14 protein-coding genes are annotated in these 14,470 nt (G+C 69.1%); 5 read left to right on the top strand and 9 right to left on the bottom strand.

The genetic code is table 11. The annotated features are described in order from the left end of the window. Position 1: 1 nt before the first annotated feature. The 5 genes from ACFVJ5_RS02165 to ACFVJ5_RS02145 form a co-directional block, all read right to left on the bottom strand. Complete coding sequence (locus ACFVJ5_RS02165) at positions 2 to 331, bottom strand: type VII secretion target (RefSeq protein ID WP_379218084.1); 330 nt, start codon at positions 329 to 331, stop codon at positions 2 to 4. Between the two features lie 109 nt (positions 332 to 440). Further along, positions 441 to 986: a YbaB/EbfC family nucleoid-associated protein gene (locus tag ACFVJ5_RS02160; RefSeq protein WP_379218083.1), complete on the bottom strand. Its 546-nt coding sequence runs from the start codon at positions 984 to 986 to the stop codon at positions 441 to 443. A gap of 169 nt (positions 987 to 1,155) precedes the next feature. Further along, positions 1,156 to 2,877, bottom strand: a complete 1,722-nt coding sequence (locus tag ACFVJ5_RS02155) for an urease subunit alpha (RefSeq protein WP_379218082.1) — start codon at positions 2,875 to 2,877, stop codon at positions 1,156 to 1,158. Positions 2,878 to 2,934: 57 nt separating this feature from the next. After that, positions 2,935 to 3,246, bottom strand: coding sequence for an urease subunit beta (locus tag ACFVJ5_RS02150; protein ID WP_378627242.1), 312 nt, complete (start codon positions 3,244 to 3,246; stop codon positions 2,935 to 2,937). 9 nt (positions 3,247 to 3,255) lie between these two features. Then, positions 3,256 to 3,558: an urease subunit gamma gene (locus tag ACFVJ5_RS02145; RefSeq protein WP_379219749.1), complete on the bottom strand. Its 303-nt coding sequence runs from the start codon at positions 3,556 to 3,558 to the stop codon at positions 3,256 to 3,258. Between the two features lie 245 nt (positions 3,559 to 3,803). Here ACFVJ5_RS02145 and ACFVJ5_RS02140 point away from each other — a divergent pair, with 245 nt between their 5' ends. Beyond that, positions 3,804 to 4,376 (top strand): exonuclease domain-containing protein, encoded by a 573-nt coding sequence (locus ACFVJ5_RS02140; protein ID WP_379218081.1) that lies wholly within the window; start codon positions 3,804 to 3,806, stop codon positions 4,374 to 4,376. Positions 4,377 to 4,404: 28 nt separating this feature from the next. Here ACFVJ5_RS02140 and ACFVJ5_RS02135 read toward each other — a convergent pair whose 3' ends face one another. Further along, on the bottom strand, positions 4,405 to 4,788 hold the full coding sequence (locus tag ACFVJ5_RS02135; RefSeq protein WP_379219748.1) for a PaaI family thioesterase: 384 nt from the start codon (positions 4,786 to 4,788) through the stop codon (positions 4,405 to 4,407). Between the two features lie 268 nt (positions 4,789 to 5,056). Further along, entirely contained in the window at positions 5,057 to 5,761 is a 705-nt protein-coding gene (locus tag ACFVJ5_RS02130; protein ID WP_379218080.1) for a TetR family transcriptional regulator, read from the bottom strand. 82 nt (positions 5,762 to 5,843) lie between these two features. Between ACFVJ5_RS02130 and ACFVJ5_RS02125 the strand changes: the two genes are divergently transcribed. Together ACFVJ5_RS02125 and ACFVJ5_RS02120 are read left to right on the top strand one after the other, a co-directional pair. Continuing rightward, on the top strand, positions 5,844 to 7,004 hold the full coding sequence (locus ACFVJ5_RS02125) for an FAD-dependent monooxygenase (protein ID WP_379218079.1): 1,161 nt from the start codon (positions 5,844 to 5,846) through the stop codon (positions 7,002 to 7,004). Positions 7,005 to 7,178: 174 nt separating this feature from the next. Beyond that, the gene (locus ACFVJ5_RS02120; RefSeq protein ID WP_378627236.1) at positions 7,179 to 7,691 is read left to right on the top strand and encodes a L,D-transpeptidase; all 513 of its coding nucleotides are present in this window, start codon (positions 7,179 to 7,181) and stop codon (positions 7,689 to 7,691) included. Positions 7,692 to 7,736: 45 nt separating this feature from the next. Here ACFVJ5_RS02120 and ACFVJ5_RS02115 read toward each other — a convergent pair whose 3' ends face one another. Next, positions 7,737 to 8,642, bottom strand: a complete 906-nt coding sequence (locus ACFVJ5_RS02115) for a MerR family transcriptional regulator (RefSeq protein WP_379218078.1) — start codon at positions 8,640 to 8,642, stop codon at positions 7,737 to 7,739. Positions 8,643 to 8,712: 70 nt separating this feature from the next. On the opposite strand from ACFVJ5_RS02115, the gene ACFVJ5_RS02110 reads away from it, so the two are divergent. After that, complete coding sequence (locus ACFVJ5_RS02110) at positions 8,713 to 9,333, top strand: maleylpyruvate isomerase family mycothiol-dependent enzyme (protein ID WP_379218077.1); 621 nt, start codon at positions 8,713 to 8,715, stop codon at positions 9,331 to 9,333. A gap of 139 nt (positions 9,334 to 9,472) precedes the next feature. On the opposite strand, the gene ACFVJ5_RS02105 is transcribed toward ACFVJ5_RS02110, so the two are convergent. Next, positions 9,473 to 11,050, bottom strand: a complete 1,578-nt coding sequence (locus ACFVJ5_RS02105; protein WP_379218076.1) for an MFS transporter — start codon at positions 11,048 to 11,050, stop codon at positions 9,473 to 9,475. A 164-nt stretch (positions 11,051 to 11,214) separates the two neighbouring features. Between ACFVJ5_RS02105 and ACFVJ5_RS02100 the strand changes: the two genes are divergently transcribed. Continuing rightward, on the top strand, positions 11,215 to 14,451 hold the full coding sequence (locus tag ACFVJ5_RS02100) for a BTAD domain-containing putative transcriptional regulator (RefSeq protein ID WP_379218075.1): 3,237 nt from the start codon (positions 11,215 to 11,217) through the stop codon (positions 14,449 to 14,451). Positions 14,452 to 14,470 lie beyond the last annotated feature (19 nt).

The raw sequence follows: 14,470 nt of genomic DNA, 5'->3' as shown, positions 1-14,470 counted from the left end.
GTCAGACGTTCCTTTCGATCTCGGCGGTCTTGCCCGTGAGATCGCCCGCCCGGGTGGTGTCACACGTTTCGAAGGTGTCGGCGGCGGTGCGGAGTTTGCCCGGCATCTCCGCGGTCAGGGTGTCGAGCTGCGCCAGTGCCTCGGTGATGTCGTCGTGGAGCGAGTTCAAGGTGCTCACTGCGTACGGCTTCACGAGCAGGCCGTAGCCGTCGTCGGCATGGGCGAGATAGTTCGCCGCCTCGAGCGCCTTGGCGACCCCGCCGGACACGCCGTCCACCGAACAGGCCTGCGACCTGATCGCATCCAGATTCACATTCACCAGACTGGTCACGCAGAATCCCTCCTCCGGCGAACTCGGTCGAGTCCGCAGCTCTCGATCTAGTTGGACGCGCCCCGACCCCGTTCGGTTCCCTGGAATGTGTGCCGGGTTGTAGCGACGGCTACTGCAACCAGGATTTGCGCTGGTAGAACATGTCCTCGTCGGACGGCTCCTCAGGTGCGACAACCCGGTCGCGGTCGGGTTTGCGGGTGGCGGGAGCCTCGGGCGCGGACGGCCACGATGCGGCAGGGGCGGACGCAGCGGCGGGCGGCGCCGACGGCGGGACGGGCGCCGACGAGGTCGGGTCGAGGTCGGGGAACCGGTCGCTGTACTGGCCGACGATCGCCTCCCCGGCCTCGTCGGTGCCGACCGTGTCATGGACCAGACCGGTGACCTGGTCGCGCAAGCGCGTCTGGGCGCGATGCGTGCAGGCCATGAGCTCGGTCGCCACGGCGGCGGGATCCATGCCGCGCACGGCGGCCGCCAAGGTGATCGCGGTGGTCGAACCGTTGGCGTCCACGGTGACACTGATCCGGCCGTCGGCCGAGGTATCGGTGACACTCACCGCGGTCATCTTGGCGTGCAGCTCCTGGTAGCGCTGCGCCTTCTGTTCCAGGTCCTCCGCCCAGCGCGACAGGTCCGCGGCGGCGTTGTTCAGGTCGTCCATGCTGTGTTCCCCTCCCGCCGGAGTCCCCGGCGCTGTGCGGCGGAAGGCGTGCCGAAACCCGCCCCGCTCGGATCGCGACGAGCCTAATGGACACCGCCGCGACAGCGTTCATCAGCCCGCGCACGGCCGCAGCGAAGGCGCAGGTACGCCCAGCTCACCCCGGCGTCGGTCAGAAAAGGAAGTAGCGCTGGGCCATCGGGAGTTCGGTGGCGGGTTCCTCTGCCCAGACTTCGCCGTCGATGCGGACCGTGAAGGTGTCGGGGTCTACTTCGATGTGGGGCATGGCGTCGTTGTGGGGCATGTCGGCCTTGGTGACGCGGCGAGCGTTCTTGACCGGCACCAGCTTTCGGCGCACGTTCAAACGGTTGGCGAGACCGTCGTCGATGGCCTGTTCGGAGACGAAGTGCAGGGAAGTCGCCGCGGCGGCCGGGGCCGCGGCACCGAACATGGGGCGCGGGAGCACGGGCTGCGGGGTGGGGATGGAGGCGTTCGCGTCGCCCATCGCGGCCCAGGCGATCATGCCGCCCTTGAGAACCGCGTGCGGGCGGACACCGAAGAACGCCGGTTCCCACAGCACCAGATCGGCGAGTTTGCCGACCTCGATCGAGCCGATCTCGTCGTCGAGTCCGTGCGAAACCGCCGGGCAGATCGTGTATTTGGCGATGTAGCGCTGCACGCGGGCGTTATCGGCCGCGCCGTCACCGGGCAGAGCGCCGCGGCGGCGCTTCATCACGTGCGCGGTCTGCCAGGTACGCATCACCACTTCACCGATGCGGCCCATCGCCTGGGAGTCCGAGCCGATCATGGAGATGGCGCCCAGATCGTGCAGGAGGTCTTCGGCGGCGATGGTCGACGGGCGGATCCGAGATTCGGCGAAGGCCAGGTCCTCGGGGATCGACGGACTCAGGTGGTGGCACACCATCAGCATGTCGAGGTGCTCGTCGAGGGTGTTGACGGTGTGCGGCCGGGTGGGGTTGGTCGAGCTGGGCAGCACGTTGAGATGGGAAGCGACAGTGATGATGTCGGGTGCGTGGCCGCCACCGGCACCCTCGGTGTGGTAGGCGTGGATGCCGCGGCCGGCGATGGCGGCGAGGGTGTCCTCGACGAAACCGGCCTCGTTCAGCGTGTCCGAGTGCAGTGCCACCTGCACGCCCGCCGCGTCGGCGACGGTGAGGCAGGCGTCGATCGCGGCCGGGGTGGAGCCCCAGTCCTCGTGCAGCTTGAAACCCGATGCGCCGCCGCGCAATTGCTCCCACATCGATTCCTGGCTGACCGTGTTGCCCTTGCCGAGCAGCACGATGTTCATCGGCCAGTGGTCCAGGGATTCCAGCATCCGGGCCAGATGCCAGGAGCCCGGCGTGACGGTGGTGGCCTTGGAACCCTCGGCGGGGCCGGTGCCGCCGCCGATGAGAGTGGTGATGCCGCCGCCGAGCGCCTCGTCCATCAGCTGCGGGCAGATGAAGTGCACGTGGCAGTCGATGGCGCCCGCCGTGAGAATACGGCCGTTGCCCGCGATGATCTCGGTCGACGGGCCGACGACGAGGGCCGGGTGCACGCCCGACATCGTGTCGGGGTTGCCTGCCTTGCCGATGCCGCAGATGCGGCCGTCGCGGATGCCCACGTCGGCCTTGATGATGCCCCAGTAGTCGATGATCACGACACCGGTGATGACGGTGTCGGGTGCGCCGTCGGCGCGGGTGGCGCGCGACTGGCCCATCGACTCGCGCAGCACCTTGCCGCCGCCGAACACCGCTTCCTCACCGGCGAGTCCCGGTCCGCCACTGCGGTCTTCGGTGATCTCGACGATCAGGTCGGTGTCGGCCAGGCGAATACGGTCGCCGGTGGTCGGCCCGAACAGTTCGGCGTAGCGGGCGCGGCTCAGTTCGGTCATCAACTCTCTCCCGGACGTCGCGGCGAGCGGCCCGCCGCGCGATAGTTTTCGGTCAACTCAGGCATCCAAGTGCCCCGGCGGGTTCATGCTGATGCCGTAGACCTCACGGGTACCGCCGAGCGGAACCAGCGAAATCCGCTGCGGCAGACCGGGTTCGAATCGAACCGCCGTGCCTGCGGGAATATCCAGCCGGTGCCCGTGGGCGGCCTCACGGTCGAACTCCAGTGCGGCGTTGGACTGCGGGAAATGCACGTGGCTGCCCACCTGAACGGGGCGGTCGCCGGTATTGACCACATCCAGTTCGACGCGCACCGCGCCCGCGTTCAGTTCGATCGTGCCCTCGGCACAGAGATATTCGCCGGGAATCATGGGTCTCGCCTATCCGATCGGGTGGTGCACGGTGACGAGCTTGGTGCCATCGGGAAACGTCGCCTCGACCTGCACGTCGTGAATCATCTCGGGCACCCCCTCCATCACATCCTCGCGGGTGAGCACCGACCGCCCCGACGACATCAATTCCGCCACGGTCCGCCCGTCCCGCGCCCCCTCGAGCACGTGGTCGGAGATCAACGCGATCGACTCCGGATGGTTCAGCTTCAACCCCCGCGCCTGCCTCCGGCGCGCCAGCTCGGCCGCATAGCTCAGCAGCAGCCGTTCCTGCTCGTGCGGCGACAGGCGCATACGTTCTCTCCTCGGCGGGTCGTGGTCGGTGAGCGACATTCTGGCACGTCCCCCGGCCACGCGGCGACCGCCGCCGAGCGCGACCGGGGACGACCCCGAGGCGGTTAACGAGATGTTAACGATGGGTCCACGATCGGCCCGGAAGGGCCAACTCATCGGCCGAGCGGCGGTTGCGCCTGTGCCACGGACCGCGGCGCCGCGAATATCGCTGGAGCCCGCCGTGACGCGCCCGTACCGTCACACCCATGAACGATTGGACCGGCCTGCTCAACGTGGTCGACGTGGAAGCCACCTGCTGGGCAGGCGATCCGCCCGCCGGACAGAGCAACGAGATCATCGAGATCGGGATCACGGTGGTCGATCCGGCCCGCCGGACCAGGGTGAGCAAGCACGGGATCATCGTGCGTCCGACCCGGTCCACGGTGAGCGATTTCTGCACCGAGCTCACCACCCTCACCCAGCAGCAGGTCGACAAGGGTGTCGACTTCGGGGAGGCGTGCAGCATCCTGGCCGGCGAGTTCGCGGCAGGTGAGCGGCCGTGGGCGAGTTGGGGCGATTACGACCGCAAACAGTTCCGCACCCAGTGCGCGGCCACCGGCGTCGACTACCCCTTCGGACCCGAGCACACCAACGCCAAACAGGTGTTCGCCGAGTCCTACGACCTGCGCCGACGCCCCGGCATGGACCACGCACTCCGGATCGCCGACATCCCTCTCGAAGGCACCCATCACCGCGGTGACGACGACGCGTGGAACATCGGCGCGCTGGTGGTGGACGTGCTCGGCCGGGGCGGGTGGCGAGTGACCACCGTCGACTGACGCGCGGAAGATCGCCTCTGCGACTCGGCTAGGCGGCCAAGTTCTGGAGGCGGACCTGGCCGCGGGCGACGGTGCGGCCTTCCGCGTCGGTGATGACGACGACCCAGAGCTGCTGGCTGCGACCACGATGGATGGGGGTGGCCTCGCCCGTGAGGACGCCCTCGCGGACCGCACGCAGGAAGTCGGTGTTGTTGTTGACGCCGACGACCGAACCACGCTCGCCGAACCAGACGCCGCCGCCGACGCTCGCGAGGGTCTCGATGACGGTGCAGTAGACGCCGCCGTTCTGGATACCCGCGGGCTGGTGCAGTTCGGGGCGTACCTGCCATTCACCGCGCACCCGGTCGGGGGTGACCTCGGTGTAGCGCAAGCCGATGAGGTCGGTGAAGGTGCCTTCGCTGGCCTTGGTCATCAGCTCGGGGGTGACATCGGCCAGGGACAGGGGCGTTTCGCTCATACCGTCCGGTTTACACCATCCGAAACGGCGCTCAACAGCCGGTAAGACGTAGCGGCGGGCCCCGTCTCGAAAACGGAGCCCGCCGCGGCAGGATGGCGGAGTCGACCGCAGCCCTCGGGACCACCGGCTCATCCGTACGCCGAGATCAGAGTAGGTCAGGCTTACCTAAGTCGTCAAGTGCTCGCGGATTCGTCTCATTAATGTCTCATAATTCGTCTCATAATTAGTCTTTGAGATAGCGATACACGGTTGCTCGCGAGACGCCGAGCGCAGCGGCGATCTCCGCGGCGCTGCGGCGCTCGACCCGGCTCATCCTGCGCGCCGCGGCCACCCCCGCCTCGTCGAGCAGCGCGGGTCTACCACGGTGCACCGCAGCAGCATTCATCGCGTCGGGGTACAGCAGATCCACCCCGGCCAGCACTTCCGCACGCAGGGCCGTCGGCGATTCGTCCGCGAACAACACCACCGGGTCGCTGAGCACCCCCAATGCCTGCACGGCGCGCACCCGATCGGACAACGTCGGGTTCGGCCCCGCTACCAGCACGTTCGCTGCCAATACCAAGTCGCGGAACCGCTCGAAGATGCTGCCCGACGCGGCGAGCGCGAGATCGTTGACGTTGAGGCGCAGCAGATACCGATGCTCGATGTACACCTCGAGAATGCCTTCGAGAGCCTGCCTGCGGGCCACCCGCGGATCGGGATCGGCCGCCGCGGCCAAGGCGTCGGCGAGGGCGACGAGCAGCGGCTCGGCCAGTCCGGCGAGGATGTCGTACTTGCTCGGAAAGTGATAGAGGACACCGGCTTTGGAGATGTCGAGCTGGTCGGCGATCGCCCGCACCGTCGTGCGGTGGTAACCGTGCGCGCTGAACAGATCCATCGCGACGGCAAGGATGCGCTCCCTGGTGCCGACCGCTGCGTCATCACTCATCGGCGCATTCTATCCCTTGACTGACCATCGGTCAGGAGCTTACCGTGTGAACTGACCAACGGTCAGTCACTGAGGAGTCGTTATGTCGACCAGTCCCCGCATTCTCATCTCCGGCGCCAGCATCGCCGGGCCCACCCTCGCCTACTGGCTCGCCCGCCAGGGGTTCCGTCCCACCGTCGTCGAACAAGCTCCGGCGCTGCGCGCGGGCGGCAACGGCGTCGATCTGCGCGGCGCGGCGGTCGGGATCGCCGAATCCATGGGGGTGCTGCCCGCGTTGCGCGACCTCGCCACCGATATCCGGGCGCTCACCTTCGTCGATGCCGATGGACGACGAGTCGCCGGTATGCCGACCAGCACCTTCGACGAGCCCGGCGATATCGAGGTGATGCGCGGCGACCTCGCCCGCGTTCTCTACGACGCCACCGCTCACGACGTCGACTACCGCTTCGGCGACACCGTCGACACCATCACCCAGGACGGCGACGTGGTCCAGGTGAGTTTCGCCGGCGGCACCGGTGCGGAGTTCGACCTGGTCTTCGGCGCCGACGGATTGCATTCGCGCGTGCGCAATCTCGCGGTGCTGAGCGAGGCCGAGGCGGCGCACCCGCTCGGCATCGGCTTCGCGACCGCCACGGTGGAGGTGAGCTTCGGCGCGCGGCGAGAGGTGACGCTGCACAACACGGCGGGCCGCGTCGCCGGGGTGTATCGATCCGGCAATCACCGAGACGCGCAGGCGTTCTTCGCGTTCCGCACAGCGCGCGAGTTCGACTTCCCACGCGACCGGGAATCACAGATCGCGCTGCTGCGCGAACAATTCGCCACCGCCGGTTGGGAAATCCCCGCGCTTGTCGACGCCGCCACCGCCGATCCGACGTTCTATCTCGATGCGATGACACAGATCCGGATGCCGAACTGGTCGCGCGGCCGCGTCGGGCTGGTCGGCGATGCCGCCTACTGCGCCACCGCGTTCTCCGGTTCGGGCGCCGCCCTCGCCATCGAAGGCGCGCATCTTCTCGCCACCGCCCTCGCCGAGAGCGACGGCCACACCGCCGCCTTCGCTCGCTACGAACACGCCTTCCGCCCGATCGTCCGAGCTCGCCAGCGTTCGGTCGGCCCCGGCAGCGCCATGCTCGTCCCCGCCACGAACACCCGGATCTGGCTGCGCAACCAGCTCACCCGGCTGATGGTGTTGCCACCGTTGGCCGCCCGCGTGTTCCGGGCGGACCCGCCCGCGGCGGCCTAGGTCGATCGGCGGCGCGTGACGCGCCGGTAGCCCGGCCCTGGGCTTGCTCAACACGATCGCAATACTCCATGATCGCTGTACCTCTATGTTTTCCGAGGCTTGTGTCGATGGTGATAGCTCATGTTCTGGGCGTACGACGACCAGGGGTGGGCGCGGCGAGAGAGGCAAGATTTCGTGAGTAGTAGTCGTATTCCCCGATGGGCCGTGCAGGCGGCGATGTGCGCGGCGGTGGTCGGAGCCGCGGTCACAGCACCCGTCCAGGCCGAACCGCTATGGCCCGGCGGGCCCGATGTGCCCGGCGTGCCCGCCATCATTCCCGCCCCGCCGCCGGAGCCCGTGGTGGCCCCGTGCAGCGAGAAAGCCCGTGCGTGCCTGCAGTTGTCGACCAACAACGCGTGGTTGATGGACAACGGCAAGGTCACCTTCGGGCCCAGCCCGATGTCACACGGCCGTCCCGGTTACGAAACGCCCCCCGGAGTCTTCAAGGTGGCCTTCAAGAAGCCGTTCCACTGGAGCACCCTGCACAACGCCCCCATGGAGTACGCGGTCTTCTTCAACGGTGACATCGCCTACCACATCGGACCCACCGAGGAGCAGTCCCACGGCTGCATCCGCCTGACCCCGGAAGGCGCGAAGGCGCACTACGAGTGGCTGGAACCGGGCGACATCGTCGAAGTCGTTCCCTGAGTTGTGCGTCGTGAGAAGGGGAGGCCGGTCATCGGCCTCCCTTTCTCATGTCACCGAGGCGGTGAGGGCGTCGAAGAGCCAGAGTTGGGTGGTGCCGGAGGTGGCGGTTTCACCGGTGAGAGTTGTTGTGAGGTGCCAGTATCGCCGGATTCGGTGGTCTGCGCCCGCGGCGTCGGTGAGGAGTTGGCGGCGGAAGGACGGGGTGTCTCGGCGGGCGCGGGCGGTGGCGTGGACGTTGACGTAGTGGTCCAGTTCGGGGCCGGGGTGGGGTGGGTCGCCTGCGGCCACGAGGGGCGCGATGGCGACGCAGGCGTCGGCTACGTCGAACAGGAGGCGACGTTCGTCGCGGATGCCGGGGGTGCTGCGGTGGCGGATGGTGTCGTACACGGCGGTGGCGATGTCCGGGTTCGATGCCGCGGCAATCAGTTCCGCGTAGGCGATCAGGTGTTCGGGGTGGGCGTCGGGTGTCAGTTCGGGGACGTTCATGCTGAGGAAACCGTCGATGGCCGCGGTCGGTAGCGGGGTGAGTTGGCGGCGCCAGAACGTGACGAGGACGTCGTGGGCCGCTTGCGGATCGACCACGGCGGCGAGCAGATTCAGGTGTTCGTCATGCCGGTCGGGCGCTGCCGATTCGACGGCGCGCAGGAGGGCACGACGGCGGTTCAACGCGTCGAGTTCGTCGTCGACGGCGACGCGTTCGGCCGCGATCACCTCGGCGAGCGAACGCGAGCCGTCGAGTACGTCCTCGATCGCCGCCAATCCGATGCCGAAGGAGCGCAACCGGCGCAGCAGCATCAGCCGGTCGACCGCGCCGGGTTCGAACACTCGGTGGCCGGTGGGTGTGCGCGCCGCGTCCAGCAGGCCCGCATCGCAGTAGTACCGGACCGTGCGCACCGCGACGCCGGTGCGGGCGGCGAGCTCGCCGATCGTCAGATATGTGATGTGAGTCACTTTCGCTGGCACCTCCACCTCGGTGGAACTCCTACGGTACCGAGGACGCCCACGCGAAGGAGAACCGACGATGACCGAACCGGACACGAGGAACGACACGATCTGGCAGGCGGTGGCCGACGAACGCGCCACCCTGGTCGAATTGCTGCGCGACCTGCCCGAATCGGCGTGGGATACCGCATCGCTGTGCGAGGGATGGCGGATCAGGGACGTTGTGGCTCACCTGGTGCTGGCCACCCGCGTCACGGTCGCGGCCTTGCTGGTGAACCTGATCCGGGCTCGCGGCAACACCGACCGCCTCATCCATGACACCGCCGTCCGGCACGCCGACCGGACACCGACCGCCGAGTTGCTCGCCGAACTGCGTGCCACGATCGACTCCAGGGTCATCCCGATCGGCACCACACCGATCGATCGGCTGATGGATCTGCTGGTGCACGGGCAGGACATCGCCGTCCCGCTCGGCATCGAGCGGGTGATGCCGACGACGACGGCGCAACTCTCGCTGGACCGCGTGTGGACGATGGGCGCACCGTTCCACGCGCAGAGTCGGCTGGCCGGATACTCGTTGAGAACCACCGATACCTCCTGGGCGGTAGGCACCGGCACACCGATCACCGGCACGGCGGCCGAACTACTGATGGTCGTCACCGGCCGCACCTCCCCCGAGGACAGAGTCGACCGGCGGTAATCGCCGACGCCGCAGGCGCAACTGCGGGCTACTCGACCGAGCCCCGGCAATACCTCGCAGGGAAACGAATTACAGCGATCCGCAGCACCGGGTGGACTGGTGCTGCGGATCGCTGTCGGTCGGCGAGATCGCGCGACCGTCAGACAGCGACGGTGGTTCGCTCGGCGACACCGCCTGCTGCCGAAACCTTCTTTGTCTCCACACTTTCCGGCACGGAGGTCGCCCCGGCCGGGATCTGGCGCAGCAACGCCACCGCCAGCACCGCACCGGCGGCCGAGAGCACCGCAGCGGTCCACGCGGCGGCGTTCAGTCCGCTGGTGAACGCTTCCCGAGCAGCCAGTACGAGCGAATCGGCGAGCTCGGCGGGCAGCGACTCGGCCGAACTCAGCGCTGCGGGAAGCGTTTCGGCGGCGGCTCCCTCCGCGTCGGACATGTCGGCGCGGTAGATGGCGGCGCCCACGCTACCGAGGAGAGCGACACCCAATGCCACGCCCAGGTCGCTGGCGGTGCTGTTCACGGCCGAGGCCGCGCCTGCCTTCTCCGCCGGGGCCGCACCGATGACCAGGCCCGGGATCAATGCCATCGCCGGGGCGATGCCCGGGTAGAGGACGTAGAAACCGACGATGAGCAGCGGCAGGCCGGCAACGCTACCGACCTGGGTGAGGACCAGGTAGCCGACGGACGAGACTGCCAGGCCCGCGGCGATGAGGTAGGCGGGTCGAATGCGGCGGGCGAGAGCGGGGGTGACGGTGGAAACGATGACCAGGCCGATGGCGGCGGGCAGAATCCACAGCCCGGCCTGCAGCGGTGACTGGGCCGCGACCAACTGCAAGTACTGGGTGAACAGCAGATACACCCCGCCCAGGGCGACGGCGGCCAGCATGTACACGCCGAGTGACCCACTGAACGTGCGATTCGCGAACAGACGCACGTCGAGCAGCGGATCGGCCAGGCGCAGCTGCCTGCGGACGAAGACCACCGCGAACACCACACCGGCGAGCAGCGTGAGCAGCGATTCGGCGGCGAATCCGGTCTCGGCCAGCTTCTTCACGCCGTAGACGAACGGCAGCAGCGCGGCCAGCGACAACGCGACACTGATCGGATCGAGCCGACCCGCGCTCGGCGCACGGTATTCGGGAATCAGCACCGGTACCGTGAGGACGACGACCAGCATGACCGGCACACCGATGAGCATCGACGCACCCCACCACAGCGAAGCGAGCATCAGACCACCCAGCAGCGGCCCGAGCGCCACACCCGCCGACACCGACGCGGCCCACAGACCGATGGCGGTGGCGCGCTGCCTGTCGTCCCGGAACATGGTCGTGATCAGCGACAGGGTGGCCGGCATGACGGCGGCCGCACCGAAACCCATCACCGCGCGGGCGGCGATCAGCAGTTCGGGGCCCGGCGCGAACGCGGCCAGGATCGAGGCGGCGCCGAACAGCACGGCGCCGGCCAGCAGCAGTCGGCGGCGGCCGAGCCGGTCACCGAGGGTGCCCATGGTGACGAGGAAACCGGCCATCACGAAACCGTAGATGTCGTTGATCCACAACAGCTGACCGCTGCTCGGCGACAGGTCGGCGGCGATATACGGGGTAGCGAGGAACAGCACGGTCATGGTCAGGAACAGCAGGACCGTGGGCAGGAGCAGGACCGCGAGCCCCAGCCATTGGCGGGCGCCTGCCCGCTCGGGGACGTCGGTGAATTCGGACATCAGGATTTCCCTTCGAGGACGATTCGAACTGCGACCGACAGTGCCGGGCCACGCTTCGGGAACCCTTCGGGTCGACTCCAGACGACCTCGAGCGGTTGGTCGAGGCGCGGCCGGGCCCGCCATGCGTCGTCGGGCCGGCGACCGGGCCGTTTAGGGTGGGTGACATGCGTTTCGGAGTGCTCGGTCCGTTGGCGGTCTGGACCGACGAGGGACAATCCGTCCGGGTTCCCGAGCTCAAGGTGCGGGTTCTGCTCGGCGCACTGCTGGTCGAACCGGGCCGGATCGTGCCCACCGACCGGCTCGTCGAGCATCTGTGGGATACGGCCCTGCCCGCCAACCCCGCTGGTTCGTTGCAGACGCGAGCCTCACAGTTGCGCCGGGTTCTCGGCGACGCCGAGGCGGGCGGGCGCGCGCTGCTGGTGTCGCGCTCCCCCGGCTACCTGCTCGAGGTCGCCGACGGCTCGGTGGACTCCCAGGTGTTCCAGCGATTGCTCCACCGGGCGCGCGCCGCCGACGACACTGCCGCTCGGGCAACGCTTCTCACCGAAGCACTGGCGTTATGGCGGGGCGAGGTCCTGGCCGATCTCGCCGATCACGAGTTCGCGCGGATCCCGGTGCTGCGGCTGGAGGAACAGCGGCTCACCGCGGTCGAGGAACTCGCGCAGGCCCGGATCACCCTCGGCGAACACGATCAGGTGGCCGACGAACTCGGCGAACTCACCGAGCTCCATCCGCTGCGGGAACGGCTGCGCTCGGCCCACATGCTGGCGCTGTACCGGTCTGGACGGCACGGCGAAGCCCTGGAAACCTATCGTCGGCTGCGCGAACACCTCGCCGAGGAGCTCGGCCTCGATCCCAGTCCCGAGCTGGCCGCAGTGCATCGTGCTGTGCTGGAACAAGATCCGGCTCTCGGTGCGCCCGCGCGGCCCGCGCCCGCGACACCGGTGACACCACGCCGGAACCTGCCCGTCCCGCCCACTTCGCTGATCGGGCGCGAGGACGATCTCGCCGCGGTCGAGGCGCTGATCGGCGCCGAACGACTGGTGACGCTCACCGGGCCGGGCGGTGTCGGCAAGACCCGCCTGGCACTGGCCACCGCGGCCGCGCATCCGGCGCGCGACGGCGTGCTGTTCGTCGAGCTCGCCGGACTGTGCCTGGGCACCGACACCGACAGCGCGCTCACGACGATCACCGAAGTCGTGGCGGGCGCCTTCGATGTCCGTGACGATTCGGCGGGTTCGAGCCCGTTCCCGGTGCCCGGCAACGGCACTCAGCTCGACCATCTCGCCGAGGCGGTGCGGGCCAAGCAGGTGCTGCTGGTGCTGGACAACGGCGAGCACGTCGCCGACGCGGCCGCCACGGTGGTGGCGCGCCTGCTCGCCGCCGCACCGGAGCTGCGAGTGCTGGTTACCAGTCAGGTGCCACTGAATATCGCGGGCGAGCACATCCGGCCGGTGGCACCGCTGGCCCTGCCCACCGCACCGGTTGCCGGAGCGGGGTCGCTCGAGGTGCACACCTCGCCTGCCGCACGGCTTTTCGTCGAACGGGCCCGCTCGAGCGCGCCCGGCTTCGCCGTCACCGACGACAATGCCGCGGCGATCGCGACGATCGTCGCCCATCTCGACGGCCTCCCGCTGGCACTGGAACTGGCGGCGACGCGGGTCCGCGCGCTCGGAGTGCACGTGCTCGCCGAACGGATCGAGGACCGTTTCACGCTGTTGTCGTCCGGCTATCGGGACGCACCCGATCGCCAGCGCACCCTGCGTGCGGTGATCGACTGGAGCTGGGAACTGCTCGACGAGCCCGAACGTGCTGTGCTGCGGCGGCTTTCGGCCTACGCCGACGGCGGCACACTGGAATCGGCCGAGGCGGTCTGCGCCGGTGGCGACATCGCGGGCACCGAGGTCGCGGAGTTGCTGGCCCGTCTGGTCGACCGCTCCCTGGTCATCACCCCCGCCACCGATACCCGCCCGCGCTACCGACTGCTGAAGTCGGTCGCCGCCTACGGTGCGGACCGGCTGCACGAGAGCGGCGAGGAATCCGACACGCGACTGCGCCATCTCGCCTACTACCTCACGTTCGCCGAACTGGCCGACCAGCACCTACGCACCGGTGACCAGCGCCGCTGGCTGTCTCGGCTCGATGCCGAGTCGGCCGACCTGCGACGGGCACTCGATACCGCCCGTGCCGCGGGCAGATCCGAGGACGCGCTGCGGTTGGTCAACGCCCTCGCCTGGTACTGGGTGATGCGGGGACGACTCGCCGAGGGCATCCGGTCACTCGGCATCGCCCTCGCCGTGCCCGGCGAGACAGCACCCGCCGCGCGCCGGGTGGCTCTGCTGTGGCGCGGCGCGCTGGAGATCGGCGCCGGCCGCACCGTCGACACGCTGCCCTCGCTCGCCGAGCGACCCACACCCGCGGAACTGCGTGCCCGCTGGTATCTCGCACACGTCTACTCCGGATTCGCCGCCCAACAGGGCATGGACGACGCGGCCGATCTGCGCAATGCTTTCGCCGACAACGCCGACGACTGGGGGATCGCGGCGGCCTCGGTATCACTGGCGCGAGACGCCTTCGCCCGCGGCGACCTGAACGGCCTGTGCGAGCACGCCGAGCGGAGCGGGGATCTGTTCGCGAAGGTGGGCGATCGCTGGGGCCAGGCCATCGCCGGATTCCTGCTCGGCAGCCATGCCGAGGTGACCGGCGACCTCGACGCCGCCCGTGACCACCACCGCGGCGCGCTGGCCACCGCCGAGGAACTCGGGCTGTGGACCGAAGTCGGCGAGCGGCTCACCTCGCTGGGCCGGATCGCGCTGCTGCGCGGTGAGCTCGACCGCAGCGCCGAACTGCACGAGCGAGCCCGTCGGGTGGCGGTCGATCAGGGACACCTCGTAGGGGAGGAATCCGCGGTGCTCGGGCTCGGCCTGGTCGCGCGGCGCCGCGGCGACCTGGCGGCGGCCCGCGAGTACCTCGGCACCTGGCTGGACTGGCATCTGCGGGCCGGGTCGCATTTCGGCGCCGCCCTGATCCTCGCCGAACTGGGCTTCACCGCCGAACTCGCCGGTGACGCCGACGACGCCGAACAGCAGCACCTGCGTGGACTCGACTCCGCCGTGCGCACCGGCGATCCCCGTGCCCACGCACTCGCGCTGGAAGGGCTGGCCGGCGCCCGGTCGCTCGCCGGAAATTCCGCGCACGCCGCGCAGCTACTCGGCGCCGCCGACGCACTGCGTCGGTCCACCGGTGCCCCGCTGCCCGAGGCCGAACGCGGCGACGTCGACCGCATCGAGGCACGCATCCTCGCCGACGTCGGAGCGAACCAGTTCGCCGATGACCTCGCCGAGGGTGGGCGAGCCGACCCCTCGACGCTGCACCTCGCGGAGGTCCCGAACCGGCCCTGAGCCCACCGCGGACCCTCCC

The sequence above is a fragment of the Nocardia sp. NPDC127606 genome, assembly GCF_042671725.1.
GTDB lineage: Bacteria > Actinomycetota > Actinomycetes > Mycobacteriales > Mycobacteriaceae > Nocardia.
This window is presented reverse-complemented; position numbering and strand designations above follow the sequence as displayed.

Bases quoted from the DNA above. Each gene is read 5' to 3' on its own strand.
- ACFVJ5_RS02110 (WP_379218077.1), top strand. From the start codon at position 8,713: ATGACCGAACCGGACACGAGGAACGACACGATCTGGCAGGCGGTGGCC.
- ACFVJ5_RS02100 (WP_379218075.1), top strand. From the start codon at position 11,215: ATGCGTTTCGGAGTGCTCGGTCCGTTGGCGGTCTGGACCGACGAGGGA.
- ACFVJ5_RS02135 (WP_379219748.1), bottom strand. From the start codon at position 4,788: ATGACCAAGGCCAGCGAAGGCACCTTCACCGACCTCATCGGCTTGCGC.
- ACFVJ5_RS02125 (WP_379218079.1), top strand. From the start codon at position 5,844: ATGTCGACCAGTCCCCGCATTCTCATCTCCGGCGCCAGCATCGCCGGG.
- ACFVJ5_RS02150 (WP_378627242.1), bottom strand. From the start codon at position 3,246: ATGATTCCCGGCGAATATCTCTGTGCCGAGGGCACGATCGAACTGAAC.
- ACFVJ5_RS02145 (WP_379219749.1), bottom strand. From the start codon at position 3,558: ATGCGCCTGTCGCCGCACGAGCAGGAACGGCTGCTGCTGAGCTATGCG.
- ACFVJ5_RS02155 (WP_379218082.1), bottom strand. From the start codon at position 2,877: ATGACCGAACTGAGCCGCGCCCGCTACGCCGAACTGTTCGGGCCGACC.
- ACFVJ5_RS02140 (WP_379218081.1), top strand. From the start codon at position 3,804: ATGAACGATTGGACCGGCCTGCTCAACGTGGTCGACGTGGAAGCCACC.
- ACFVJ5_RS02160 (WP_379218083.1), bottom strand. From the start codon at position 986: ATGGACGACCTGAACAACGCCGCCGCGGACCTGTCGCGCTGGGCGGAG.
- ACFVJ5_RS02130 (WP_379218080.1), bottom strand. From the start codon at position 5,761: ATGAGTGATGACGCAGCGGTCGGCACCAGGGAGCGCATCCTTGCCGTC.
- ACFVJ5_RS02105 (WP_379218076.1), bottom strand. From the start codon at position 11,050: ATGTCCGAATTCACCGACGTCCCCGAGCGGGCAGGCGCCCGCCAATGG.